We start from the raw sequence: 24,225 nt of genomic DNA, 5'->3' as shown, positions 1-24,225 counted from the left end.
AGGAATTATTAAAAAAAACCATGCAGCAATCAATATATTTAATGGCTGGTATGCGATCTATTGAATTGTGATTTGAAAGGGAAGTGTTCCGCAGGGAAGTGAGAAAGATGGTGTTGAAACAACTGCCTTACCTCTCGCGGAACAAATTTGGGGAATAAATGTGCAACAGAGTGAATTGCAATGGATGGAACCTTAAACCAGATAATTTGTAAAATCCAGTTTGAAATCACTGTTTGTAGGTATGAGACGAATTGAAAAGAAAATGAGGGACACAAAATATGCCCCTCATTGGAGAATAAACAGAAAACCGACGTTGCTATTGGAACAAGGTTAAATACTCGCCGTAACCCATGTTCTCCATTTGAGCCACTGGAATAAATTTCATGGCCGCTGAGTTCATACAATAACGCAATCCGGTTGGTGCTGGTCCATCGTCAAACACATGTCCTAAGTGCGAATCCGCAAACTTGCTTCGTACCTCGGTGCGAGGGTACAGCAGTTTGTAGTCGGTTTTGGTGACAATGTAAGCCGAGCTAATCGGTTTGGTAAAACTTGGCCAGCCTGTACCGGATTTATACTTGTCGGTTGAAGAAAAGAGTGGCTCACCAGAGACAATATCGACATAGATACCCGCCTCTTTGTTGTCCCAATATTCGTTGTTAAAGGGTCTTTCAGTGCCTTCTTTCTGTGTGACGTAATACTGTAAATCTGTCAGTTGTGCTTTGATCTCTTTGTCCGATGGGCGCGAGTAGGTTTTGGCGTTTTTCGTCAGTGCTTTCTCATCAATCAACTGACGCAGTGTTTTGGGTTGCTCAATGCGGTCATCACCAAAGACTTTATCGAGATACTGGTCACGACCAGAGGCGTGGCGGTAATACTTGTATTTCAAGCTACTTTTTTTGTAGTAATCCTGATGGTATTGCTCTGCGGGATAAAACGCTTCGTACTCAATCAGTTCCGTTTTAAGTGGTTTTGGGTAGATCTGCGCCTCATCGACTTCTTTAAGAAACCGCTCCGCAATCTGTTTTTGCTCGGCAGTATGATAAAAAATAGCAGGGCGATATTGTGGACCTCGATCGACAAACGAACCTTTATCGTCGGTAGGGTCAATATGGCGTAGAAAGTAATCTAACACCGCTTCATAGCTGACAACGTTAGGATCGTAGCGAAATTGAATCACTTCAATATGACCCGTTTTACCCGAGGAGACTTGTCTATACGTCGGATTCGCCATTTCGCCACCCGAATAACCAGACACCACATCATACACTCCATTTAGTTTTTCAAGGTCTGATTCAGTACACCAAAAACAACCGCCGGCTAGCGTTGCAACGGGCAAGGATGCTAAGTTTGGTGAGGTTTTGTCCATGGTATCGGCAACGCCGACTTTGGCGAGCAGAGTGAACATAAGTGGCAGCGCAATGGCTGCGGAAATGAGTAATTTGCTGAGTTTTTTCATTACTACCTCAATGGAATTTATTGAGAACATACGTAACAAGAAAGGCCAAAGGCCAAAAAAATTTCCTAGAAATGCAATTTTCCGTTGCTATCCGGTTTTAGCTGGCTAGAGTAGAGCCACTAATGGTCAATGTTGAGAATAGAAGCCATGCAAGCAGAAGTTAAGTGGGTAGAAGATTTTAAATTTTTGGGTACCTCGCAGTCAGGACATTCCGTTGTTATGGACGGAAATGGGGGTGCAACGGCGCCAAGCCCTATGGAAATGGTGCTAATGGCCGCGGGTGGTTGTAGCTCTGTTGATGTGGTAGACGGTTTGAAAACGGCAGGTCAGAAAGTGAGTTCTGTGAATGCAAAACTGAGCACAGAGCGTCGTGAAACCGCCCCGCGTATTTTTACCGCAGTGAACATCCATTTCGTCGTTTCGGGTGAACAACTTGATGAAGCGATCGTGGCAAAAGTGACGGCGGACTCTCTCGAAAAATATTGTTCTGTGTGCTTAATGCTCGGTGCCGGTGTCGAAATGACGCACAGCTGGGAAATCGTTTAAATCCAAACGACACAAATAACTCGATAAAGCGGAAGAGAAAAGTGAAGGCTTTTCTCTTTTTTCTTTTTGACTTCTAGTTAGGATGGATGAGTATTTTTCGTCACTTAGGATGAGGTATATCCGATGACTGAATTTGAAAAAATGAATTCCGGGCAAATCTTTGATGGCGCGGATGCGGAAATTGATGCGATTCGCAATCGTGCGGCGGTGTTATTGAAAGAGATCAACGCGGCAACGGAAACAGAACAACGCATCGCACTGCAAAAACAGCTCTTTGCCAGCATGGGCAACAGTTATATCCAGCCTCCATTTATGTGTGAATTTGGCAAAACCATCTCTATTGGTGAGGAAACGTTCATCAACATGAATGTTGTGATGCTGGATGGGGCGCACATTACGATAGGCAGTCACGTGTTAATTGGCCCGAGTTGCCAGTTTTATACCGCTTCTCATTCCCTTGATTATCGAAGTCGACGCCAGTGGGAAACCTTCTGCAAACCAATTGTTGTCGAAGATGATGTTTGGATTGGTGGAAATTGCGTCATCAATCAGGGGGTCACCATTGGAGCTCGTTCTGTCATCGCTGCGAACTCGGTGGTTAATCATGATGTCCCGCCTGACTGTTTGTATGGGGGCACCCCAGCGAAACTGATTCGACGGTTAGACAAGTAGCGCAAACAGTTTGCTAAGGACTTTGATGCGGAAAACGCTCATGCTGCTTGTTCGCTATCAATCCGTTGGTTCGTATAGCGCTAGATAATGCTTGAGCGATTTGCTTGCGGTTGTTTCAAACTCTTCATCGTGCATACGCATTGCTTGGATTCGGTCTAGGCGAAACTGACGGTAATCTTGGCGAAGTTCGCACCAGGCGACCAGTGTCCAAACCTTGCCCCAAAAGAACTGGCCAAGAGGTTGGATTTTACGTTCAGTGGTTTGGCCGTTTTCATCTTGATAATCGAGGCTGACTTTAAAGTGATGTTCTATCGCGTGTCGCAGCAGTTGCCCGCGCTTTGCGGTTTCTGAATGGGTATGAAACTCTGGCACAATGAGAGGAAAATCTTCCACTTGCTGTTTGAGTTTATCCGGCAGGACGGAAAGAATCTTGATGGAGGCGGAGCGCGACGCGTCGGCCAATTCTGCATCTGACCAAGCTCGCACCATTCGCATGCCAAGTTCCAGTGCCATCATCTCTTTTTCAGTAAACATCAGCGGTGGCAGGTGAGAACCACTTTGGAGTAAGTAGCCAACGCCCGCTTCTCCTTGAATGGGAACCCCTGAGTGAATCAGTGACTGAATATCACGATAAATCGTCCGCTCGCTCACTTCCATTGTTTCGGCAAGTTGCTTGGCGGTGACTGCGTAACGCTTTGAGCGTAATAGAGTGAGCAGTTCAAATAGTCGTTCTGATTTACTCATGGTGTTCCTAAATTAAACAAACTGGGTTAAGTGAGGCTTGTCGATTACTGAGTACTGCATGAACTCATTTTGATCAACTGATGTTGCATCACTAATGACGGATGCTCGATCAATCCCATCAATGGTTGGCAATCAGGGCAAGTCGTAAACTGTTCACCGGCACTCTTGGCATCGTCCATTGTTTGCCAGTAAACAATGTCTGTCCAACGATTGGTGGTGCAGTCGTGACTTAGCGAGCGATAAAGAAAACCGGGTAGAGTGGCGATAAATCGATGGCTTTGTTCTGTCGCTGCAACGATGTCTTGCTCTGTTGCCCCTTCCACTAATGTGTAGCTTACTAACTCGATAACTTGTTCCATGAGAGATTCTCCTGTTGTGTGATAGTCAAACTCACATTACCTCTCTTCGCTGTCAGAACGTGTCAGTAGCCGAATCCCAGTACGGTGCATCACTGCCCAGCTTTTCATTGAGGAAGTCGATAAACATCCGGACTTTCAATGGCATGTGTTTGCGTTCTGGGAAAACAGCGTAGAGAAAATGTTGTGGCAACTGATACTCAGGCATGAGGTTGACGAGTTTTCTATCACGTAACTCTTTGCCGATGATAAATGTCGGCATTTGCGCAATGCCAATGCCGGCAAGCAGTGCTCTTCGGATGGCTTCACTATTGTTGACGATAAAATTGCCCTTAGGCAGAACTCTGTATTCGTTACCTTGATTGAGAAAAAGCCACTCGTTACCACCGCGAAAATAACTGTAGCGCAAGCAATTGTGCTGAGCGAGATCGGCCGGTTTGCTCGGTGAACCCATGCGGGAAACATAGTCTGGCGAGGCACATAACACGGTGCGGCAGGGCGCAAGACGTTTTGCGATAAGGTTCGAATCAGGCAGGTGACCAATACGAATACCGAGATCGAAGCGGCCAGCCACGAGGTCGACCATCTGATCTTCCAACTGCAAATCTACTTCGACCTTAGGATAACGGCTCAAAAATTCACTGATTAGTGGGGCAACATGAAGCACACCAAAAGTCATTGGGGCCGTGATTTTCAGTCTTCCTCGTGGTTCACCTTGGAGTTCGGTAACGGCATCAACCCCTTGTCTGGCCAGATTGAGTGCTTGCACCGCATACTCGTAGTAACGTTCTCCCGCCTCCGTTAAGCTCAGCTTTCGAGTGGTACGATTCAACAAGCGGCTACCGAGTTTATCTTCGAGATGATTGATGCGTTTACTAACGGCGGATTTGGTTAAATGGAGCTGTTTGGCAGCAGAGGAAAAGCTACCGCATTCAACAACCGAGACAAAAATCGGCAAATCGGAGAATTGACTATGCATAGGGCTCGTGATGAAAATGAGATTGTTGCCACTAAGGATACAATGTTTTTCTTAGTGTGGTGATTATCTTAAATAGAAAAACAATCTAAACTAGCGAAAAATGAGTTGGTTGTGGAAGTAAAACAATGAAATACGAATGGATCTGGTTTGACGCAGACGAAACCCTTTTTCACTTTGATGCTTTTAAAGGCATGCAATTGATGTTTGCCCGTAAAGGCGTGGATTTCACGCAAGAGGACTTTCAAGAGTATCAAACTGTCAACAAACCACTTTGGGTAGACTACCAAGATGGCAAGATCACCGCAGAAGAGATCAAGCATCGACGTTTTGCTGAGTGGGCGAAAAGACTGGACACCACGACTTTGGAGCTTAACTCTGCGTTTCTCGATGCCATGGCGGATATTTGTACTTTACTGCCTGGCGCACAAGAACTGATGGAAGCGCTACACGGCAAAGTGAAGATGGGCATTATCACCAACGGTTTTACTGAGTTGCAGGCCGTACGTTTAGAGCGCACCGGAATGAGTGCCTATTTCGACAAAGTGGTGATCTCAGAACAAGTGGGCGTTGCGAAACCGGATCTCGCCATTTTTGACCACGCGTTGCAAGTGGCAGGATTGCCATGCAAAAGCAAAATTCTGATGGTGGGAGACAACCTTCACTCTGACATTCTCGGCGGGCTGAACTTTGGTATTGAAACCTGTTGGTTGCAACATCCAGGGAGTCAGCCTGATGCCGCGATTGCTCCTCACTACACCGTGACGTCACTGTCAGCGCTGAAAGCCATTCTTCAAGCGTAAGATCAAGCTTCTTTGCGAGCTTTTCCGGGGCTAATAAGAAACGCTTTCTTAAAGGCCCTTGAAAACGCCGCTTCCGAGCGATAGCCCACCGATTCGGCGACCAAAGCGATGCTGTCTCCAGCCTTAATTTGGCTCCAAGCAAGCTGCATGCGCCACCACGTCAAATACTCGATGACCGTTGAACCACTGATCTGACGAAACGTGTTCGCGAGTGCACTGCGCGACATAGCGCAGTGCTTGGCGAGAGATTCCAATGTCCAGTCATGTTGTGGCTGCTGGTGAACCGCAGAAATGACATGACGCAGCTTGGGGTGGGCGTACAAAGAGAGCAGCCCCACTTGTTCGGGGTGCGAGTACAAGTAAGCCCTTAACGCGTTGATAAACAGCAGTTCGGCAAGCCTGCCGATGATCACATCCGACCCTGTTCCGTCTTGGTAACTTTCAGCAAGAATCATTGACATGATTGGCGTCAGCCATTTTTCACTTTCTTCTGCTTTGATGACGAAGACACAAGGCAAGGCTTGCAAAATGCCATGAATGCCAATGTGTTGGAATTCGACTTTCGCGCATAATAATCCAGTGGAGTTTGGATCTTGGCATTGCGCATAGCTGAGATGCTGCTGCTCGCCAATCAATGGTGTAATGGGGGAGAGGCGATGGTTGAGCTCTTTGGGGAAAATGACCAAGTCACCCGTGCGCAGGGTTTCTTGCATCACGTCAGGAACATCTAAACGACAGTCGCCTTTGGTCACCATATGGAAACTGGTGTGGGTGGCTTCGTCTTTATTTATCACCCAGTTTCCGCACACTTGGGCATTGTGATACACCTCAACGTCCAACCGCATATGTTGAATTAAATGAGAAAAGGGCTCCAAATTGTACTCCTGAGCATAATTTGTGGACGAGAAAGCATTCATCGTACAGAACAATTCCTTTACTGTTAACCCCGTTAAAACGAATTATTCCTGCATTTGTTGGTGGTAATTCCAAAGTAATCACACAAACTAAACCGCGATAAGACAACGCGTTAAGACAAAAGGGAGCTGACCTTTGCCATGCCAACTTCAGAATTGAAATCGACAAGCAGAAAAACAACGTTGAGTGATTTTATCTCGACCGCGAAAACCCCTTCAATTTTGAAACGCTCCATCAAGGTGGCGGCGATTGTCGGTACGGTACTAATGATGATCAATCACGGTGATGCATTATTCGCGGGTCAGGTCGAGAGTGAGCGCGTACTAAAAATTTTGCTGACTTATATGGTGCCATTTTGTGTTTCTACCCAAGCCAGCGTGAGTGCAACATTGGCCATGCGAAAGAGTGCGTAACTGAATGAAATTTAGACTATTCCAAAAGAAATTAGAGCAAGACCAGATCATTATTGATCGCTCACGACTAGTAGAATTAGAAGCAACCGAAGCACGCTATCAGCAGTTTGTCCAAGATAATCCCTTGGCTTATGCGCAGCAAATTGTCACCAACGCGAGCAATGTAAATAAGGCGTCTGCCAATCGCATGACTTCTATTACAGAAAGCTCCGAGTTGGTGGGGTATTTCATCGAGCAATCTAACGATATTGAACGTTTATCCGCAGATTCTTATCGCTCAGCGACGCAAACAGCAGACACTGCGTCACAGGCCATTTTGAAGTTGCATAGTGTTATGGAGCAAATCCATGATTCAAAAGTGCAGATTTGCGAATTTACCAAGTTGTTGAATTCGTTAGAGCAAAACAACCAAAACATCGGAAAATTGGTGGACTCCATCAAAGGTATTGCTGCACAAACCAACTTGTTGGCACTGAATGCGGCGATTGAGGCTGCGCGCGCCGGTGAGCACGGACGCGGCTTTGCGGTAGTCGCAGACGAAGTGCGCTCTTTGGCCAACACGGCAACGGAATCTGCCGACAGCATTAGCTTTGAGATGAAATCCATTATGGATATTTCTGCGCAGGTGATGGAAAAGCAGAAGGAAGTGGAGCAAGTCATCCACTACAGTGCAGAAATTGCAGAAAAAACCGTGAGTGATATGGAAAGCTTGGTGCAGATGTCTGGTGAAAGCCAACGCTCGGTGGCGAATGTTATTGAGAGTGTGCAAAAGCAGCTATCAGATTCACATACGATTCAAAGTAATATGCATCGTTTGGTTGAAGACACCAGAACGGCGTTATCGTTGTCAGGTTCTAACCACGAGCTGGCGAAGCAAATTACTCAAGCACTGATTGACGTAAAATAATTTCCCCAACGGCGCAGGGACGCGCACTCCCTCTCTCAGGATTTCACTTGTCTGACAAACGCATCCGACAAGGATTGAAACAAGCGGTCTATCGACGGTCTTTGCTCAATATGCTCAAACAACGGCGTATGCACATCGGCAAGGATTTCCGCGTTATGATTGCTCAGTTGATTACACAATTGAACGGGTTTGACTATCTTGGCCATGTCGGCATCGATCAATAAACACGCTTGAGCAAGGATGATCTGCCCTCCGGATTTTTTCAGCAGCACACGTTGCGCGGTCCCCACAATTTTTTGTCCAGCAATGTTGAGATTGTAATCACCATCACAATAAGACCCCGGAGTGGCATGAACATTGGCCTCTAAGCCAAATTGCTGAAAAAAGCCGCGCAGAGTATCACACAGTTTCAAATAGGCTGAACGGATGTCATAGGCTTGATCTTGCGGCCAGTGGTAGAGGTGCGAGAGGTTAATAATGCCCGGCACTTGTGGTACCGGCGCTCCCCCAGTTTTTCGTGCCGTCAGTTTCCAGCCAAGCTCGGCGAGTTCAGCGCGTAAATGTTCGGTTTGTGGCCATTTATTACCCGCGGGTAGCACAAGCGTGGGGTGCTTTACTTGCCAAAGCAACAGAACCTGATCGAGTTCACCAGCCTGTACCTGCTTGATCAACGCCTCTTCTCGCTCGAACATCGTTTCTGCATCAATACTGAGATAACGAACTAATCTGTTTTTTGTAGCCACAATGTTCCTCACACCATTACGACGACGATGAAAAAACCGCCCGTAGGCGGTTTAGTCTCGATTTTTCATGTTCTTAAACCAAGGCCAGTTTAAGACCTTCCGCCAATCGCGTCACGGCTTCTTTCAACTGTTCTGGCGTAGCATTGGTGAAGTTGAGACGCAGCGCGGCTTGCGCTTTTTGTCCCGCAGGGTAAAACACCGGGCTAGGGACCACCGCGACACCATTACCGAGCAGCGATTTAGCCAGTGCGAACGTATCGCATTCTGGTAGCGTTACCCAGACAAACATGCCGCCATCGACCGATTTCAACTGGCAGTTTGCAGGCAACTGCGTTTGCAGCGCCTCTGCCAATACTTGGTAGCGAGATTGATATAGCGTGCGGATTTTTTCCATATGCTCTGGGAATTTTTCATGCTCAAGCAAACCGAGCAGCAGGGCTTGCATCGGCACGCTGGAATGAAGGTCGGCCCCTTGTTTTACTTTGATTAACGGTTCTAGGTAGCTGACTTTGCCGGTTACGATACCAATGCGTAGACCCGGAGAGGCGATCTTTGAAAACGAACGAAGCACAATCGAATCTTGCGGGCAGAAATCGGAAACCAGCGGCAGCGCTTCACCTTGGAAGCGAAGCTCACGGTATGGCGCATCTTCAATAAATGCCACTTTGTGTTCGATACACAGTTTGGCAACCTGTTTGCGCGTTTCGAGTGACCAACACACGCCAGTTGGGTTGTGAAAATCAGGTACGGCGTAGAACATTTTTGGCGAATGCTGCTTAAAACACGCTTCAAGTTCGTCAAGATTCGGCCCTGCTTCGGTTTGAGAAACCGTGACAATGTTGGCACTGACAAGGCCAAACACTTGCATCGCACCAAGATAGCTTGGCGCTTCCATCACCACGGTGTCGCCCGGGTTAATATAAGCGCGAGCGATGAGGTCGAGCCCTTGCTGCGAACCGGTACACGCCATTGCCATGTGTGTTTCAGGCAGCGACATGTAGGTTTTTAGAAAGTTAAGCAGTGGGGCGTAACCCGCCGTGGCACCGTATTGGAATACTTGCGGCATCTCAGAGAGTTTTTCCAATGTCGGTTTCATTAACTCGATTGGGAAAGTTTGCTCATCAGGCAAACCACCAGCAAGAGAAATGACACTAGGATCGCTCGCAGCAGCGAGGATTTCGCGAATATAGGACGATTGAATTTGTTGTAACGAACGAGCGATTTCCATTGTGTTTCCTGTCTGTCTTTTATTTTGTTTATTCGACTGATAGTACATGGGGTTGAGTTTTGTGAAATGTCCATTTATGCTCTTGAATATGTCCATTTATGCTATTTTCGTTGATGAGCCAGCAGCACATATCCCGTATCAATGACGTTCTTTACTTCATTCATCAAGACATCAGTCGTGAACTGTCTGCCAAAGCACTGGCCGATGTGGCAGCTTACTCCGAGCAGCATTTTCATCGCGTGTTTAAACAGGTCGTTGGCGAGTCCATTCATCAATATATTCGGCGCACTAGAATGGAGTACGCGGCCAATCAATTGATGTTTGATACGCGCTCGTCGGTACTCGATATTGCCAACAAATGCGGTTTTAGCTCGGTCTCTTCGTTTAGCCGAGCGTTCAAAGCGACATTCTCTATGGCGCCCGGAGAGTGGCGTTGTCACGATTTACACATCTCCGATAAACCCTATTTGAAGGATCCTGAGGTAGCGGCGGGTTATCATCGCGTGGCGAAACGGACCTTACCCGAACCGAAAATTACCGAAGTGCCAGAGCGCATGGCGGCGTATGTGCGCCATGTGGGATATAACCGTTCGATCAAAAATGCGTGGCTGATCCTCAAAGCGTGGGCAAACAGTGAAGGGCGCTCATTTGAGGTGCAATTTGGCTTGCACCATTCCAACCCAGCGTGGGTTGAGTTGGATAAGTGCCGTTATGTGGCCTGTATCGCGATAGATAAGCCTTTGAAATATCGGGGAGTGGTGAATCAAATGGTGATTCCTGGTGGTTTGCACGCGGTGTTTCGTCTGCATGGGGTGTATGGGGAATTGCTGCCTCAAATCAGCATGGTGTTGGAAAAATGGTTGCCAGCGTCAGGCTTCAAACTGCGCTCAACGCCCGCTTATGTACACTATCACAGCAATCATTTTGTCAATGAAAGTGAAGCGTTCGAGCTGGATTTTTATCTGCCTATCAGTTTTTTCTGAGGCGCTTTTCTGAGGACGAGTTCGCCACGTGTTATCCACGCGGCGTTTTATGGTGCCGTGATTTTAATCGCTATGGACGCTCACCTGCTGCTAGGCGACGTTCGATATCTGCTACCACTTCTGGGAAGTCAGCAATGGTGTCGATGAGGTAATGCGGCGAGCTCTTGAGTAATTTTGCACGCGCTTTTTCACGAGCGGCATTAAGTGTCGCTTCGTCCGCGGCTTGGTACTCTTCAAACGTAAGACCTGCTTCGTTGCCAGAAAGCAGTAAACCAACGGTCCACATACCGGCGTTATGACCTTCATCGATACCCGGGGCTGCGTCATCCACTTTGATACAGGCATTTACGTCGGTCACGTTCAGCTCAATCACGTTCTTGAGTGCCATAAATGGCGCAGGGCGACCACCTTGTGGCAGGTCATCCGTTGCGACTACGTAATCCGGTTTGTAGCCGTAATCCGCTGCCTCCGGAATCAGCACGTCCATCACTTCGCGAGGGTAACCAGAACAAGAACCGATCTTGATACCTTTGTCTTTCAGACCGTTTACCACTTCAACTGCGTTGAGGATTGGTTCTGCGTGGTCAGCCACTTTTGCTTTTTGCAGAGGCATAAATGCCGCGTAAATTGCGTCGATGTCTTCGTTGGTCATTGAGCGCCCAAACTTCTCATTCCAACGCTTATCAACCGCAGGAATACGACCCACTGCTTGGATGTGATCCCACTTACCAAGCCCCATTGGTTCACGCGCTTCTTCAAGACCGATTTCAAAATCAAAGCCTTGTTTGAACGCTTCCACAAAGATACTGGTTGGTGCAAAAGAGCCGAAATCGACGATAGTACCAGCCCAGTCAAAGATCACTGCTTGAATTGGTGAGTTGCTCATGTTCAATCCTTTTTCTTGCTTGCCAGAGCGCTTGCCTACACGTAGGAACCGCGCTCTGGGTAAATTGGTTTTTGTTGAGGTCTATTGACCCTAAAAGTAGTTAAAGTCTTTACACACTTTGGCGATGGCTTCTTCGAAGATCGCCAACGCTTCTGTTAGTTGTTCGCGAGTAATGATCAGCGGTGGGCTGAGTTGAATCACGTTGCCTTGAGATACCTTGAAGCTCACGCCATTGTTGAGGCATTGGTACAACACAGCTTCCGCTTCGTCATACGCACGCGCTTTGCTTTCGTGGTCAGTAACCAGTTCAATGCCCCACAACATGCCGATGCCACGTACATCACCAATCACTGGGTACTTGGCTTTCATCTCTAGCAACTTTTCACGCATAAACTGGCTGTCGGTTTTGGCTTTATCTAACAAGCCGCCCTGCTCAATCGCTTCCATGGTTGCCAGCGCCGCAGCACAACCGATAGGGCTTTTCTCATGAGTGTAATGACCCATGGAGATTTGCTCGGCGGTGTTGTATTTGTCTTTGGTTACCATGGCTGCGATAGGCACTAAGCCTCCGCCCAAACCTTTACCGATGCAGAGCATATCTGGCTCGATGTCGTAGGCTTGGTAGGTAAACCATTCGCCGCTGCGACCCATGCCATTCGGGATGTCGTCGATGATCAACATGACATTGTGTTTGTCACAGATTTCGCGGATGCGTTTCCAGTAGGCTTTGCTCGGCACTTGAACATCCGTGTTGCGAACCGCTTCTGCGATAAATGCGCCCACGCCGCCTTCTTTCTCAATCACGTATTCAAGGTAGTCGGCGTAATGCACATCGCTGCCGTCCGCGACAGGGAAAGCACCACGATAAGACACCGCTGGTGGAATGCGTTCAACACCTGCCATTAATGGTCCCATGCCTTGGCGGAAACACGCTTCGCCGCCCACAGAGATGGCATCCAACGATGCGCCGTGGAAGGAGTCCCACAGAGACACCACCTTGTAGTTGCCCGTGATGTGGCGCGCTAGTTTAAGTGCCATGCCAACCGCAGATGTGCCACCAGGAGCAAACAGCACGCGGTTCAATTCGCCGCCACAGATTTGGGTGAGCTTTTCGGCACATTCAATCGCGGTCTCGTTGGTAAAACGACGTGGTGAAAACGGCAGTTTGGCAATTTGCTCTTGCACACGTTTAATCACATGCGGATGACCGTAGCCCAGCTGATGGACGTTATTGCCATGAAAATCCATGTACTTTTTGCCCGTAGCATCTTGGATGTAGATGCCTTCTGCTGCTTCCAAGGTATCTAAGCAAGGCGTCGACATAGCTTGATGAAGAAAGACCTCCGAATCACGCTTTAGTAATGCTTGCGTGCGTTCGTCGTCCATCGATGCATTCCAAGCTTGGCGCGCCGGTGTCGTGTTGACATCGCCTTCGCTGCGGAAATGAGTCGGCTTTATATTCTGAGTCATAGCGCTCTCTCAATCAGAAGGCTGCTTTACGCAACTTGCCAGTACATTGCTTTTTCAATCGCACCGATTAAGCGCTCGATATCTGCTGGGTAAACTTCGCCAATGTTGCCGATACGGAAGCAATCTGCGTTCGACACCTTACCCGGATAAATCACAAAACCTTGCTCTTTCAAACGTGTGTAGAACGCTTTGAATTGGTAATCACTGTGCGTCGGAGAGTAGAAAGAAGTGATGATTGGTGAGTGAAGGTCATCACTCAGTAGTGGCTCAAACCCCAAAGAACGCATACCTGCAACCAGTGTTTTCTGGTTAGTTTGGTAACGGTTATGACGAGCCTCAATGCCGCCTTCTTGTTCCAGCTCTAACAATGCTTGATAGAAAGCGCGAACCGTGTGCGTTGGAGAGGTGAAACGCCATTTGCCGTGGTTCACTTCCATGCAGTGCCACTGGTCGTAAAGATCAAGGCTGAGTGAACGTGCCTGACCTTGGCACTTTTCGAGCTCTGTTTTTTTCGCAATCACAAAGCCAAAGCCCGGCACGCCTTGAATACATTTGTTTGCAGAGCTGATCATAAAATCGATGCCAAGCTCTGCGATATCGATAGGAATCCCGCCGAAGCTCGACATGGCATCGAGAATCACCACTTTACCATGTGCTTTTGCCGCAGAAGCAAATGCCTCAATTGGGTTAAGCATGCCAGTGGTTGTCTCACAGTGAACAATCGCCACGTGTGTGATAGCAGGGTCCGATGCCAATGCAGTTTCCACCTCGTTCAAGTGTGGCTGTGATGTTTCGCCTGGGGAAACGGCATGGCATGGAATATTTAGGTAATCAGCGATCTGAGCGATACGCGCACCGTAAGCACCGTTGTCGACAACTAATAATTTCCCCTCTTTGCCAATGGCGCTGCCAATCGTCGCTTCTACTGATGCGGTGCCGCTACCTTGCATGAGTACGCTGGTGTAGCCGCTATGCTTTGTCGCCAGTTTTACAAGCTTAGTGCGGATCACTTCTACAATGTCTTTGTTGTATTCATCATCCCAAGTACACCAGTCTTTAAGCATGGCTTCGCGTACCGCTTCAGAAGTAGATAGAGGACCTGGAGTCAGTAGTAGGTATTCGTTTTTCATCTCGATTTCCATCAGAATAAATTAATTGGTCTACACCAGAAATTGGGTTCACTCTAGCAAGGATGAAAAAGGGTCGTAAATAGCCATTCAGTGAATTTCATAAAACTTTCATATCCAAAATTTCACCGATCAGTTGGTCGCCTATTTATCGATAATTTTCTCAAAACTGCCATTTTATGGTCATGATTTCGTCACAAAGGCTCAGTAGGGTGGTTATCGTCAACTGGTACAGACCAAGTGAAAACTTGGCCAAATTAACTGGAGAAAATGATGAAAAACCGTTTGATGAAAGGATCGCTGGCTGCACTTGTCTCTCTGCTAGCTACGAATGCAATGGCAGCACAGGAAGTCACGGTTTATACCGCTTTCGAAACTGACATTCTTGCGAAATACAAGTCTGCGTTTGAGAAAGACAACCCAGATATCAAGATTAAGTGGGTTCGCGATTCAACCGGTATCATGACGGCGAAATTGCTGGCAGAAAAGAACAACCCTCAAGCGGAAGTTGTTTGGGGTCTTGCTGGCTCGTCAATGGCACTGCTTAAAGAAGAAGGCCTTTTAAAACCATATACACCAAAAGGTTTGGAAGAGCTGCACGCGAACCTAAACGACCCTCAATCAAACCAAGCTTGGTTTGGTAACGATGCGTTTTTTAACGCAGTTTGTTTCAACGAAGCGGTAGCGAAACAACTTAACCTGCCGAAACCAACGTCTTGGGAAGACTTAACGAAGCCGGTTTACAAAGGTCACATTGCAATGCCGAACCCAGCGTCTTCAGGCACGGGTTACATGCAGGTTTCTGCTTGGTTACAAAACATGGGTGAAGATCAGGCATGGAACTACATGCGTGAGCTAGATAAGAACATTGCACACTACACGCACTCGGGCTCTAAGCCATGTGTGCAAGCGGGCATGGGTGAAGTGGCTATCGGTATTTCGATGGCAAGCCGCGGCGCGAAACTGAAAACACAAGGTGCACCACTAGCGGTTATCACACCAAAAGGCATCGGCTGGGAATCAGAAGCGGTGGGTTTAGTAAAAGAGTCGGATGCAGCGAAGCGCGTTGTCGACTGGTCAATCTCTAAAGCGGCAAATGAGCTTTACGTAGAAATGTACCCAGTGGTGGGTCACAAACAGGTGAAAGCGATCGTGTCTAACTTCCCGAACGTTCAAGAGAATATGGCGAAGATGGACTTTGCGCAAATGGGCAGCAAGCGTGCAGAAATTCTAGCGACATGGTCTAAGAAGTTCGACGCGAAATCAGAGCCAAAATCTTAATTGAATTTGCTTTGCGTTGAATGTTGAAATCCACCTCGGTTGAGGTGGATTTTTTGTTGTCGGCACCAAGGTGAGGTTGTCTTTTATCGTTTCGACGCTTTAGGTTCGATGTCATTCGTTTTATGGGTGCTCGCGGCACAATGGATTCCGGATAGCTCGCTCAGGCTCGTCCGGAATGACGTGCTTTTTGATAATGGAAGTGTCGCGCTTTAAGTGTCATTCCCGATAGCGACGAAGGAGCGTGATCGGGGAGCCATGGTATTTTCTGGCGCGAATGCAAAAGTTCACCACGATAGAAATGGATTGTTTGTTGTCGGCACCAAGTCGAGGTTGGCTTTTATCGTTTCGACGCTTTAGGTTCGATGTCATTCGTTTTATGGGTGTTTGCGGCGGAATGGATTCCGGATAGCTCGCTCAGGCTCGTCCGGAATGACGCACTCTTTGATAATGGGAGTGTCGCGCTTTAAGTGTCATTCCTGATAGCGACGAAGGAGCGTGATTGGGGAGCCATGGTATTTTCTGGCGCGAATGCGAAAGTTCACCACGATAGAAATGGATTGTTTGTTATCCACACCTAGGCGAGGCTGTCTTTTATCGTTTCGACGCTTTAGATTCGATGTCATTCGTTTTATGGGTGCTCGCGGCACAATGGATTCCGGATAACTCGCTCAGGCTCGTCCGGAATGACATGCTTTTTGATTATGGAAGTGTCGCGCTTTAAGTGTCATTCCCGATAGCGACGAAGGAGCGTGATCGGGGATCCATGGTGTTTTCTGGCGCGAATGCGAAAGTTTACCGCGATAGAAATGGATTGTTTGTTATTGGCACTAAGGTGAGGTTGTCTTTTATCGTTTCGACGCTTTAGGTTCGATGTCATTCGTTTTATGGGTGCTCGCGGCACAATGGATTCCGGATAGCTCGCTCAGGCTCGTCCGGAATGACGTGCTTTTTGATAATGGAAGTGTCGCGCTTTAAGTGTCATTCCCGATAGCGACGAAGGAGCGTGATCGGGGAGCCATGGTATTTTCTGGCGCGAATGCAAAAGTTCACCACGATAGAAATGGATTGTTTGTTGTCGGCACCAAGTCGAGGTTGGCTTTTATCGTTTCGACGCTTTAGGTTCGATGTCATTCGTTTTATGGGTACTCGCGGCACAATGGATTCCGGATAGCTCGCTCAGGCTCGTCCGGAATGACGCACTCTTTGATAATGGAAGTGTCGCGCTTTAAGTGTCATTCCCGATAGCGACGAAGGAGCGTGGTCGGGGAACCATGGTATTTTCTGGCGCGAATGCAAAAGTTCACCACGATAGAAATGGATTGTTTGTTATCCACACCTAGGCGAGGCTGTCTTTTATCGTTTCGACGCTTTAGGTTCGATGTCATTCGTTCTATGGGTGCTCGCGGCACAATGGATTCCGGATAGCTCGCTCAGGCTCGTCCGGAATGACGCGCTCTTGGATAATGGAAGTGTCGCGCTTTAAGTGTCATTCCCGATAGCGACGGAGGAGCGTGATCGGGGACCCATGGTATTTTCTGGCGCGAATGCGAAAGTTTACCACGATAGAAATGGATTGTTTATTATCCACACCTAGGCGAGGCTGTCTTTTATCGTTTCGACGCTTTAGGTTCGATGTCATTCGTTTTATGGGTGCTTGCGGCAGAATGGATTCCGGATAACTCGCTCAGGATCGTTCGGAATGACGTGCTTATTGATTATGGAAGTGTCGCGCTTTAAGTGTCATTCCCGATAGCGACGAAGGAGCGTGATCGGGGAGCCATGGTATTTTCTGGCGCGAATGCGAAAGTTCACCACGATAGAAATGGATTGTTTGTTATCCACACCTAGGCGAGGCTGTCTTTTATCGTTTCGACGCTTTAGGTTCGATGTCATTCGTTCTAGGGTGCTCGCGTCACAATGGATTCCGGATAGCTCGCTCAGGCTCGTCCGGAATGACGCACTCTTTGATAATGGGAGTGTCGCGCTTTAAGTGTCATTCCCGATAGCGACGAAGGAGCGTGTTCGGGGATCCATGGTGTTTTCTGGCGCGAATGCGAAAGTTCACCACGATAGAAATGGATTGTTTGTTATTGGCACTAAGGTGAGGTTGTCTTTTATCGTTTCGACGCTTTAGGTTCGATGTCATTCGTTTTATGGGTGCTCGCGGCGGAATGGATTCCGGATAGCTCGCTCAGGCTCGTCCGGAATGACGCACTCTTTGATAATGGAAGTGTCGCGCTTTAAGTGTTATTCCCGATAGCGACGAAGGCGCGTGATCGGGGATCCATGGTAATTGCTTGGTGCTGGCGCTTAAGTTGGTCATAGATTTTTTAACGATGAGTTGTGCTAGGTTGAGGCGATAACCTCCCTTCATCTATTTGTCATCTTCTGGCTATAAATTTGTCATTGGAACGTAACACTCTAAAACTAAATTTGGTATATACCATTTGGAGTGTGTGTTATGTCAACTAACCAACCTTACCTAAGTATTGAAAATGTTGTGAAGCAATTCGGTCAGTTCACGGCATTAAAAAATATCTCGCTGGCGATCGAAAAAGGCGAATTCGTTTGTTTCTTGGGCCCTTCTGGCTGCGGTAAAACCACGTTATTACGAGCCATCGCTGGCTTAGACCTACCAACGTCTGGTGCAATCTTTCAAAACGGCCAAGAGACCACATTCCTACCACCCGAGAAGCGCGACTTTGGCATCGTATTCCAATCTTACGCGCTGTTTCCGAACCTAACGGTGCAAGAGAACATTGCGGTGGGTTTGAAGAACCAAGGCATGTCGAATAAAGAAGCGTTAGAGACTGTGGAGAAGTGGTTAGAAACTATTGGCTTGCCAACTTCCGGTGAGAAATTCCCGAACCAGCTTTCCGGTGGGCAACAGCAGCGTGTTGCTTTGGCTCGCGCGTTGGCGTTGTCTCCAGGTCTACTGTTACTCGATGAGCCTTTGTCCGCACTGGATGCAAAAGTGCGCGTTCACTTGCGCAATGAAATTTGCAAGCTGCAACGCAAGCTCGGCATCACCACCATTATGGTGACACACGATCAGGACGAAGCCCTGTCGATGGCCGATCGCATCGTGGTGATGAACCATGGGGTGATTGAGCAAGTTGGCTCGCCTCAAGAAATCTACCAGCAGCCAGCCACGCGCTTTGTTGCTGAGTTTGTCGGCAGTATGAACTTTATTGAAACCTCAGTCGCGACGGATTCCCAAGTGCGTATTGCGGAAACCTTGATGCCAGCGCCAAGCCTGACCAACCGTAAGATCGAACGTGGTGACCGATTTGATCTGGCAGTACGCCCTGAACGCATCAAGTTCGTTGAGAACTACAGCAACGCTTTACCTGTGCGAGTGACCGCAACCGAGTTTCTGGGGGCGTTTTTCCGCATTGATTGTGTATTGCAAAATGACAGCTCAAACCAAACCATGGTGGTGGATGTGCCTGTAGAAACGGTTCAAAAACTCAATATCAAGGCGGGCGATGTACGTTACGTCCAGTTTGCGGAAGAAGGGTTGCATGGTTACCCCGTGCCTTCGGTTGATAAAGCGCTAGCGGCGTAGGTGTAAACATGGACGCAAAGATAATGACAATGAATAGCCTCACCACTCATGACAAAGCGAAATCTTTACTTGGACGCATCAGTCGTGACAACCTCGTGTTGTTTGGCTTGTTGGCAGGTTTATCGGTATTGATGGTGCTGTTCATCTTAATGCCGCTTTGGGCAATGTTAACCAAAAGCGTACAAAACAGCGATGGTGAGTTTGTTGGGTTAGCCAACTTTGTGACTTACTTTGCCTCTTCAAGCTTGTGGGTGTCAGTGGGCAACACCTTTACTTTGGGCGTGATAGTGACCTCGGTTGTGGGTGTGCTTGCGTTTGGTTATGCCTACGCGCTGACTCGTTCATGTATGCCGTTGAAAGGCTTGTTTCAAATCCTAGGTACTGCGCCAATCCTTGCGCCTTCGTTGTTGCCAGCGATCAGTTTGATCTTCCTTTTCGGCAATCAAGGCATTGCCAAAGAAATGCTGTTAGGAAACTCGGTTTACGGCGTGATTGGTATTTCAATGGGGTTGATCTTTTGGACCTTCCCTCATGCATTGATGATTTTGACCACTTCGATGCGTACTTCCGATGCTCGTTTGTACGAAGCCGCCCGAGCGCTAAAAACCTCACCCATCAAAACCTTCTTTATGGTGACCTTACCTGCGGCGAAATACGGTTTGATCAGTACGCTAATCGTGGTCTTTACGCTGGTTATCACGGACTTTGGTGTGCCGAAAGTGATTGGTGGCAACTATAACGTTCTGGCGACGGACATCTTCAAGCAAGTGGTGGGGCAACAAAACTTTGCCATGGGGGCGGTAACCAGCATTATGCTGCTATTTCCTGCGGTCATGGCGTTCGGTGCAGACCGCTGGGTACAGAAAAAACAGAAGAGCTTATTCGACACACGTTCAGTGCCTTATCAGCCAGAACCCAACAAAGCGCGCGACAGCATCTGCCTAGTTTACTGCAGCATCATTTCTATCGCAGTGCTGGCAGTATTGGGTATGGCAGTTTACGGCTCGTTGGTCACGTTCTGGCCTTGGAACAAAGCACTGACGCTAAACAATTACAATTTTGCTGAAATGAGCACTTACGGTTGGAGTCCATTCTTTAACTCGCTAACGCTGGCAGGTTGGACCGCGGTTATTGGTACAGCCATCATCTTTGTCGGCGCTTACTGCATTGAAAAAGGGCGTGCGTTTGGTCCAATTCGTCAAGTGATGCAAATGCTCAGCGTAGTACCAATGGCGGTTCCGGGGATGGTGCTTGGTTTGGGTTACATATTTTACTTCAACGATGCGAACAATCCTTTGAACGTGCTTTACGGTACGATGGCGTTTCTGGTGATTAACACCGTAGTGCACTATTACACGGTCGGCCATATGACCGCATTAACCGCTCTCAAGCAACTGCCTTCGGAAATTGAAGCCACAGCGGCATCGGTCAAGCTGCCACAGTACAAGCTCTTTTTCAAAGTGAGTTTGCCAGTGTGCTTTCCTGCGGTTTTGGATATTGCTAGCTACTTGTTTGTTAATGCATTAACCACCACTTCTGCGGTAGTATTCCTCTACTCGACGGATACCATTCCTGCGTCAGTATCGATTCTAAATATGGACGATGCAGGCCAAACGGGCGCAGCGGCAGCAATGGCGGTGATGATCATGCTATCGGCAGCTATCGCAAAAATCGTGCAAATGATATTGGGCCAATGGTTAGACAGTCGCACTCAAGCTTGGCGGAAAAGATAAGGACACTTCGTGCAATACGTAAAAATTAAAGATTCGATTGTTGAACAGATTGAAGCGGGCATGTTAGCGCCAAGACAAAAGTTGCCAGCAGAGCGCAAATTGGCAGAGTCGTTTGATACCACACGAGTTACGCTACGCGAGGCGTTGTCTCTATTGGAAGCGGAAGGTCGAATCTATCGCGAAGACCGCCGCGGTTGGTTTATCTCGCCTGTACCGTTGCGTTACGACCCAACTCAAACACTGAATTTTACCAATATGGCGTTAGCGCAGAATCGAGTACCGAAAACACAACTGCTTGGCGCAAAAGCGATTTTAGCCAACAAAGTGGCGGCTCGCTTACTTAACCTTCAGCCATTTTCTGATGTGTTTCGAGTGGATCGTGTGCGTTATCTTGAAGACCGCCCTGTGGTGTACGTAACAAACTACGTTCGCCCTGAGTTGTTTCCCAATCTGTTAGACCACGATTTGTCGAACTCACTGACGGATATCTATCGTGAGCACTTTGGGGTCAGCTATCAAAAAACGCGCTACCGCATTTCCACCAGTACCTTGCTCGGAGAGATGGCACAGGCACTACGTGCAACTTCTGGGACGCCTGCAATGGTGGTGGAGCGCATTAACTACAATCAGCATGGCGAACTCATTGACTGCGATATTGAATACTGGCGTCACGATGCCATTTGTATCGAGTCTCTCGCAGAATTGGCAAGATGATCACGTGGTGAAATAAGCCGATTGAAGTCTGTTTCATATCCGAGTATTTTCCTAATCGATAAGCATTCTTCTATGCAGTGTTAAGGCTCCATCTGGAGCCTTTTCTATAAGGAACGCAGATGAATTCATTGGCGATAGTGTTAGTCATCATTTCAGCCGTTTTTCATGCAGGTTGGAATATCCTTGGTAAGAGCCATTCGGGTTCAGGCCCTACCTTTACTATGGTGGCCAGCTTGGCTGCCTCCCTATTGCTCACGCCTTATCTGATCTGGTACCTAAGCCAAGTTGGTTGGTCAGCGTTACCCGGAACGTTCTGGTGGCTGCTGATTATTAGCGGCATTTCACAAATGATCTATCTGGTTGGCCTCATCATCGCGTACAAACACGCTGACGTTGGTGTGGTGTATCCCATCGCGCGTTCACTGCCAGTCATGATGGTGGGTGGAGTAAGCCTAGTGTTGGGATACGAGCTTACTGCCCAACAATGGTTCGGTTTTATGCTGATCACTTTAGGTTGCATGCTGGTGCCATTGACTCATTTTAACCAGATGAGACCAGCCTCTTACCTGAATGTTGGGGTTGCTTGGGCGCTGGTGGCAGCGTTGGGTACCGCAGGTTACTCGGTGATCGACAAAGAAGCGTTGGCGTTGGTCACGCAAACCGCGCACTCCGTTTTGGCGGATCAATACAGTGCTATTTTTTATCTTGGTATTCAGTTCTGGGCAATGGGGTTACCTATGTTGCTTTGGTGTTTAAAGTTCTCCAAGCGCACCGAATTTGACTATGCCTGGAATATCCGCTTGAGCGCAAGTTTGGCTGGGGTAATGATGGCATCGACTTATGGTTTGGTGCTGTTTGCGATGACCATGACTGATAACGTCAGTTTGGTGGTTGCTTTGCGCCAAGTCAGCATCGTGTTTGGTTTGCTGATGGGTATTCAATTTTTGGGTGAGAAATGGTACCTCACACGTGGGATTGGCGTTGCTTCTATCGTGGCTGGATTAGTGTTAACGCTTACCTAAACACTCTTGGCTTAGGTGCCGAGTCAAGTTGCGTTTTTCAGTCATCGTTATCATTTCTTACGCTGTACAACAGTTTTTCTCGCTCGTGCCTTTGGCGAGTGTTTTGTAATTTATCGCTATGATTATTGCAAAGGAAAACCCCATGCGGAATGTTAATGCCACAGAACAATCGGACTCATCGTCGAGCCATTCACACCCTTCTTTCTGGTTTAAACAAGCGATCGAACAGGAGCAACCTCCATCAGCAAAACCATTGCAGGGGCCGCTCGAGACGGACGTTTTGATTGTTGGTGGTGGCTACACGGGGTTGTGGACGGCCATCATGCTCAAAGAGCAGGCACCAGAAAAACAGATTACAGTCATTGAAAAGGGGCTGTGTGGCAGCGGAGCCTCGGGCGCAAATGGTGGCTGTATGCTGACATGGTCAACCAAGTATCCGACGCTCAAGCGACTGTTTGGTGAAGCCCACGCCAAGTGGTTGGTTGAGCAATCGGAACAAGCCGTCTTAGACATTGAGGCATTTTGCCAACGACACCAAATTGACGCACAACTTTCGTCAAAGGGCGTTTATTACACCGCCACCAACTCGGCGCAGAAAGGCGCATTACAGCCAGTAGTCGCGGAGCTAGAGCGTTTGAATATCAACAGTTGGCGTCATTGTGAGCAACACGAACTCGCCACCCATAGCGGCTCGCCTCGCAATGTTGATGGTCACTATTCGGCGATCGCGGCCACGGTTCAACCTGCAATGTTAGCAAGAGGGCTACGAAAAGTGGCCATTGAGATGGGCGTGCAGATCTATGAACACACACCAATGACAGCGTTAGCATATGGAGAACCAGCGAAAGTCACTACGCCTCAAGGGGAAATTTATGCACAGCAAGTGGTTCTTGCGCTGAATGCTTGGATGGTGGAACAGTTTCCGCAATTTAAGCGCAGTATCGTGGTGGTCTCGTCAGATATGGTGATTACCCAACCGCTTGCACCTGAAGCTTTCGCTGATGCTGGTTGGAAGGTAGGAAGCAGCGTGTTGGACTCGCGAATTTTTGTGCATTATTACCGCGATACGGTTGATGGCCGCTTAATGCTTGGAAAGGGGGGGAACCATTTTTCCTATAACAATGCGGTAGAGCCGATGTTCCAGCGTGCTACACGCTACCAAGATTTGCTACGTCGTTCCTTCGATAAGCTCTTTCCAAGCTTAAAAGGCGAAGAATTTGCTTACAGTTGGACAGGTGGTTCGGATCGTTCTGCCACGGGTTTCCCTTTTTTCGATCACTTAGCAGGACAAAGTAATGTTTTCTACGGTTTTGGTTATTCAGGCAATGGCGTGGCTCAAACGCGCATGGGGGGCAAGATTTTGTCCTCTTTGGTGTTGGGAATCGAGAACGAATGGAGCCAGTGCGGCTTGGCGAAAGGTCCGTTAGGGCAATTTCCACCAGAGCCGTTTCGTTGGTTGGGTGCCATGATGGTGCGCAATGCAGTGAGACGAAAAGAAGAGGCGGAAGACAACGAACAAACGCCTTGGATTTGGGATAAATGGCTGGCGAAGCTCGCTGGCCCTGCTGGCAAGGCGGACAAGCTTGAATAATATTACTGTCACTAACCGACGATAGGCTGCTCTTTACATTGTAAATTGGAAAACAAACACGCGGTTGTCTTCTTATTTGGGGCGCGTG

22 protein-coding genes are annotated in these 24,225 nt (G+C 48.1%); 12 read left to right on the top strand and 10 right to left on the bottom strand.

Translation table 11 applies throughout. The features are described from left to right. Positions 1-316 precede the first annotated feature (316 nt). Positions 317-1,459, bottom strand: coding sequence for a peptide-methionine (R)-S-oxide reductase MsrB (gene msrB / locus AOT11_RS22875; RefSeq protein ID WP_026050747.1), 1,143 nt, complete (start codon positions 1,457-1,459; stop codon positions 317-319). Between the two features lie 147 nt (positions 1,460-1,606). On the opposite strand from msrB, the gene AOT11_RS22870 reads away from it, so the two are divergent. Together AOT11_RS22870 and AOT11_RS22865 are read left to right on the top strand one after the other, a co-directional pair. Then, positions 1,607-2,005, top strand: coding sequence for an OsmC family protein (locus AOT11_RS22870; RefSeq protein ID WP_026050746.1), 399 nt, complete (start codon positions 1,607-1,609; stop codon positions 2,003-2,005). Between the two features lie 123 nt (positions 2,006-2,128). After that, positions 2,129-2,677: a sugar O-acetyltransferase gene (locus AOT11_RS22865; protein ID WP_011082492.1), complete on the top strand. Its 549-nt coding sequence runs from the start codon at positions 2,129-2,131 to the stop codon at positions 2,675-2,677. 57 nt (positions 2,678-2,734) lie between these two features. Here AOT11_RS22865 and AOT11_RS22860 read toward each other — a convergent pair whose 3' ends face one another. Genes AOT11_RS22860 through AOT11_RS22850 form a run of 3 tightly spaced genes read right to left on the bottom strand, consistent with a single transcriptional unit; the run spans position 2,735 to position 4,756 of the window. After that, positions 2,735-3,421 carry a helix-turn-helix transcriptional regulator gene (locus tag AOT11_RS22860; protein ID WP_017422459.1) on the bottom strand — a complete coding sequence of 229 codons (687 nt, stop codon included), beginning with the start codon at positions 3,419-3,421 and terminating at the stop codon, positions 2,735-2,737. 44 nt (positions 3,422-3,465) lie between these two features. Further along, entirely contained in the window at positions 3,466-3,780 is a 315-nt protein-coding gene (locus AOT11_RS22855; RefSeq protein WP_017422460.1) for a hypothetical protein, read from the bottom strand. Between the two features lie 52 nt (positions 3,781-3,832). Next, the gene (locus AOT11_RS22850) at positions 3,833-4,756 is read right to left on the bottom strand and encodes a LysR family transcriptional regulator (RefSeq protein WP_017422461.1); all 924 of its coding nucleotides are present in this window, start codon (positions 4,754-4,756) and stop codon (positions 3,833-3,835) included. 125 nt (positions 4,757-4,881) lie between these two features. Here AOT11_RS22850 and yjjG point away from each other — a divergent pair, with 125 nt between their 5' ends. Beyond that, on the top strand, positions 4,882-5,556 hold the full coding sequence (yjjG, locus tag AOT11_RS22845; protein ID WP_017422462.1) for a pyrimidine 5'-nucleotidase: 675 nt from the start codon (positions 4,882-4,884) through the stop codon (positions 5,554-5,556). A 2-nt stretch (positions 5,557-5,558) separates the two neighbouring features. On the opposite strand, the gene AOT11_RS22840 is transcribed toward yjjG, so the two are convergent. After that, positions 5,559-6,485, bottom strand: a complete 927-nt coding sequence (locus tag AOT11_RS22840; protein WP_017422463.1) for an AraC family transcriptional regulator — start codon at positions 6,483-6,485, stop codon at positions 5,559-5,561. 126 nt (positions 6,486-6,611) lie between these two features. On the opposite strand from AOT11_RS22840, the gene nrtS reads away from it, so the two are divergent. Then, complete coding sequence (gene nrtS / locus AOT11_RS22835; RefSeq protein WP_011151841.1) at positions 6,612-6,884, top strand: nitrate/nitrite transporter NrtS; 273 nt, start codon at positions 6,612-6,614, stop codon at positions 6,882-6,884. A gap of 4 nt (positions 6,885-6,888) precedes the next feature. Continuing rightward, on the top strand, positions 6,889-7,791 hold the full coding sequence (locus tag AOT11_RS22830; RefSeq protein WP_017422464.1) for a methyl-accepting chemotaxis protein: 903 nt from the start codon (positions 6,889-6,891) through the stop codon (positions 7,789-7,791). 35 nt (positions 7,792-7,826) lie between these two features. Here the strand turns inward: AOT11_RS22830 and AOT11_RS22825 are convergent, their stop codons facing one another. Together AOT11_RS22825 and AOT11_RS22820 are read right to left on the bottom strand one after the other, a co-directional pair. Continuing rightward, positions 7,827-8,534: a lipoate--protein ligase family protein gene (locus tag AOT11_RS22825; protein WP_026050744.1), complete on the bottom strand. Its 708-nt coding sequence runs from the start codon at positions 8,532-8,534 to the stop codon at positions 7,827-7,829. A 73-nt stretch (positions 8,535-8,607) separates the two neighbouring features. Beyond that, positions 8,608-9,762, bottom strand: a complete 1,155-nt coding sequence (locus tag AOT11_RS22820) for an aminotransferase-like domain-containing protein (protein ID WP_026050743.1) — start codon at positions 9,760-9,762, stop codon at positions 8,608-8,610. A gap of 113 nt (positions 9,763-9,875) precedes the next feature. Here AOT11_RS22820 and AOT11_RS22815 point away from each other — a divergent pair, with 113 nt between their 5' ends. Beyond that, the gene (locus tag AOT11_RS22815; protein WP_026050742.1) at positions 9,876-10,745 is read left to right on the top strand and encodes an AraC family transcriptional regulator; all 870 of its coding nucleotides are present in this window, start codon (positions 9,876-9,878) and stop codon (positions 10,743-10,745) included. Positions 10,746-10,815: 70 nt separating this feature from the next. Here AOT11_RS22815 and phnX read toward each other — a convergent pair whose 3' ends face one another. From phnX to phnW, 3 genes are all read right to left on the bottom strand, one after another. Beyond that, a complete protein-coding gene (gene phnX / locus AOT11_RS22810; protein ID WP_026050741.1) occupies positions 10,816-11,631 on the bottom strand; it encodes a phosphonoacetaldehyde hydrolase in 816 nt (271 codons plus the stop codon). A 90-nt stretch (positions 11,632-11,721) separates the two neighbouring features. Continuing rightward, on the bottom strand, positions 11,722-13,101 hold the full coding sequence (locus tag AOT11_RS22805) for an aspartate aminotransferase family protein (protein ID WP_017422469.1): 1,380 nt from the start codon (positions 13,099-13,101) through the stop codon (positions 11,722-11,724). Positions 13,102-13,127: 26 nt separating this feature from the next. Further along, positions 13,128-14,231, bottom strand: coding sequence for a 2-aminoethylphosphonate--pyruvate transaminase (phnW, locus tag AOT11_RS22800; RefSeq protein ID WP_026050740.1), 1,104 nt, complete (start codon positions 14,229-14,231; stop codon positions 13,128-13,130). A gap of 267 nt (positions 14,232-14,498) precedes the next feature. On the opposite strand from phnW, the gene AOT11_RS22795 reads away from it, so the two are divergent. From AOT11_RS22795 to AOT11_RS22770, 6 genes are all read left to right on the top strand, one after another. Then, positions 14,499-15,509 (top strand): putative 2-aminoethylphosphonate ABC transporter substrate-binding protein, encoded by a 1,011-nt coding sequence (locus tag AOT11_RS22795; protein WP_017422471.1) that lies wholly within the window; start codon positions 14,499-14,501, stop codon positions 15,507-15,509. A gap of 2,461 nt (positions 15,510-17,970) precedes the next feature. Continuing rightward, positions 17,971-19,077: a putative 2-aminoethylphosphonate ABC transporter ATP-binding protein gene (locus AOT11_RS22790; RefSeq protein ID WP_017422472.1), complete on the top strand. Its 1,107-nt coding sequence runs from the start codon at positions 17,971-17,973 to the stop codon at positions 19,075-19,077. Positions 19,078-19,085: 8 nt separating this feature from the next. After that, a complete protein-coding gene (locus AOT11_RS22785) occupies positions 19,086-20,810 on the top strand; it encodes a putative 2-aminoethylphosphonate ABC transporter permease subunit (protein WP_017422473.1) in 1,725 nt (574 codons plus the stop codon). A 9-nt stretch (positions 20,811-20,819) separates the two neighbouring features. Next, positions 20,820-21,524: a phosphonate utilization transcriptional regulator PhnR gene (phnR, locus tag AOT11_RS22780; protein WP_011151851.1), complete on the top strand. Its 705-nt coding sequence runs from the start codon at positions 20,820-20,822 to the stop codon at positions 21,522-21,524. Positions 21,525-21,643: 119 nt separating this feature from the next. After that, positions 21,644-22,546, top strand: coding sequence for a DMT family transporter (locus AOT11_RS22775; protein WP_017422474.1), 903 nt, complete (start codon positions 21,644-21,646; stop codon positions 22,544-22,546). 142 nt (positions 22,547-22,688) lie between these two features. Continuing rightward, a complete protein-coding gene (locus tag AOT11_RS22770; protein ID WP_049798008.1) occupies positions 22,689-24,137 on the top strand; it encodes an FAD-dependent oxidoreductase in 1,449 nt (482 codons plus the stop codon). The last annotated feature ends 88 nt before the right edge of the window (positions 24,138-24,225 follow it).

This window comes from Vibrio vulnificus NBRC 15645 = ATCC 27562 (assembly GCF_002224265.1).
GTDB lineage: Bacteria > Pseudomonadota > Gammaproteobacteria > Enterobacterales > Vibrionaceae > Vibrio > Vibrio vulnificus.
Note: the sequence above shows the minus strand (reverse complement) of the source record. Positions and strands in the feature narration are given on the sequence as shown.

Excerpts from the sequence above, each read along its gene's own strand:
- AOT11_RS22855 (WP_017422460.1), bottom strand. The coding sequence starts at position 3,780 with ATGGAACAAGTTATCGAGTTAGTAAGCTACACATTAGTGGAAGGGGCA.
- AOT11_RS22860 (WP_017422459.1), bottom strand. The coding sequence starts at position 3,421 with ATGAGTAAATCAGAACGACTATTTGAACTGCTCACTCTATTACGCTCA.
- AOT11_RS22785 (WP_017422473.1), top strand. The coding sequence starts at position 19,086 with ATGGACGCAAAGATAATGACAATGAATAGCCTCACCACTCATGACAAA.
- yjjG (WP_017422462.1), top strand. The coding sequence starts at position 4,882 with ATGAAATACGAATGGATCTGGTTTGACGCAGACGAAACCCTTTTTCAC.
- AOT11_RS22850 (WP_017422461.1), bottom strand. The coding sequence starts at position 4,756 with ATGCATAGTCAATTCTCCGATTTGCCGATTTTTGTCTCGGTTGTTGAA.
- AOT11_RS22870 (WP_026050746.1), top strand. The coding sequence starts at position 1,607 with ATGCAAGCAGAAGTTAAGTGGGTAGAAGATTTTAAATTTTTGGGTACC.
- AOT11_RS22790 (WP_017422472.1), top strand. The coding sequence starts at position 17,971 with ATGTCAACTAACCAACCTTACCTAAGTATTGAAAATGTTGTGAAGCAA.
- AOT11_RS22770 (WP_049798008.1), top strand. The coding sequence starts at position 22,689 with ATGCGGAATGTTAATGCCACAGAACAATCGGACTCATCGTCGAGCCAT.
- phnW (WP_026050740.1), bottom strand. The coding sequence starts at position 14,231 with ATGAAAAACGAATACCTACTACTGACTCCAGGTCCTCTATCTACTTCT.
- AOT11_RS22795 (WP_017422471.1), top strand. The coding sequence starts at position 14,499 with ATGATGAAAAACCGTTTGATGAAAGGATCGCTGGCTGCACTTGTCTCT.
- nrtS (WP_011151841.1), top strand. The coding sequence starts at position 6,612 with ATGCCAACTTCAGAATTGAAATCGACAAGCAGAAAAACAACGTTGAGT.
- AOT11_RS22775 (WP_017422474.1), top strand. The coding sequence starts at position 21,644 with ATGAATTCATTGGCGATAGTGTTAGTCATCATTTCAGCCGTTTTTCAT.
- phnX (WP_026050741.1), bottom strand. The coding sequence starts at position 11,631 with ATGAGCAACTCACCAATTCAAGCAGTGATCTTTGACTGGGCTGGTACT.
- AOT11_RS22830 (WP_017422464.1), top strand. The coding sequence starts at position 6,889 with ATGAAATTTAGACTATTCCAAAAGAAATTAGAGCAAGACCAGATCATT.
- AOT11_RS22815 (WP_026050742.1), top strand. The coding sequence starts at position 9,876 with ATGAGCCAGCAGCACATATCCCGTATCAATGACGTTCTTTACTTCATT.
- msrB (WP_026050747.1), bottom strand. The coding sequence starts at position 1,459 with ATGAAAAAACTCAGCAAATTACTCATTTCCGCAGCCATTGCGCTGCCA.
- AOT11_RS22820 (WP_026050743.1), bottom strand. The coding sequence starts at position 9,762 with ATGGAAATCGCTCGTTCGTTACAACAAATTCAATCGTCCTATATTCGC.
- AOT11_RS22805 (WP_017422469.1), bottom strand. The coding sequence starts at position 13,101 with ATGACTCAGAATATAAAGCCGACTCATTTCCGCAGCGAAGGCGATGTC.
- AOT11_RS22865 (WP_011082492.1), top strand. The coding sequence starts at position 2,129 with ATGACTGAATTTGAAAAAATGAATTCCGGGCAAATCTTTGATGGCGCG.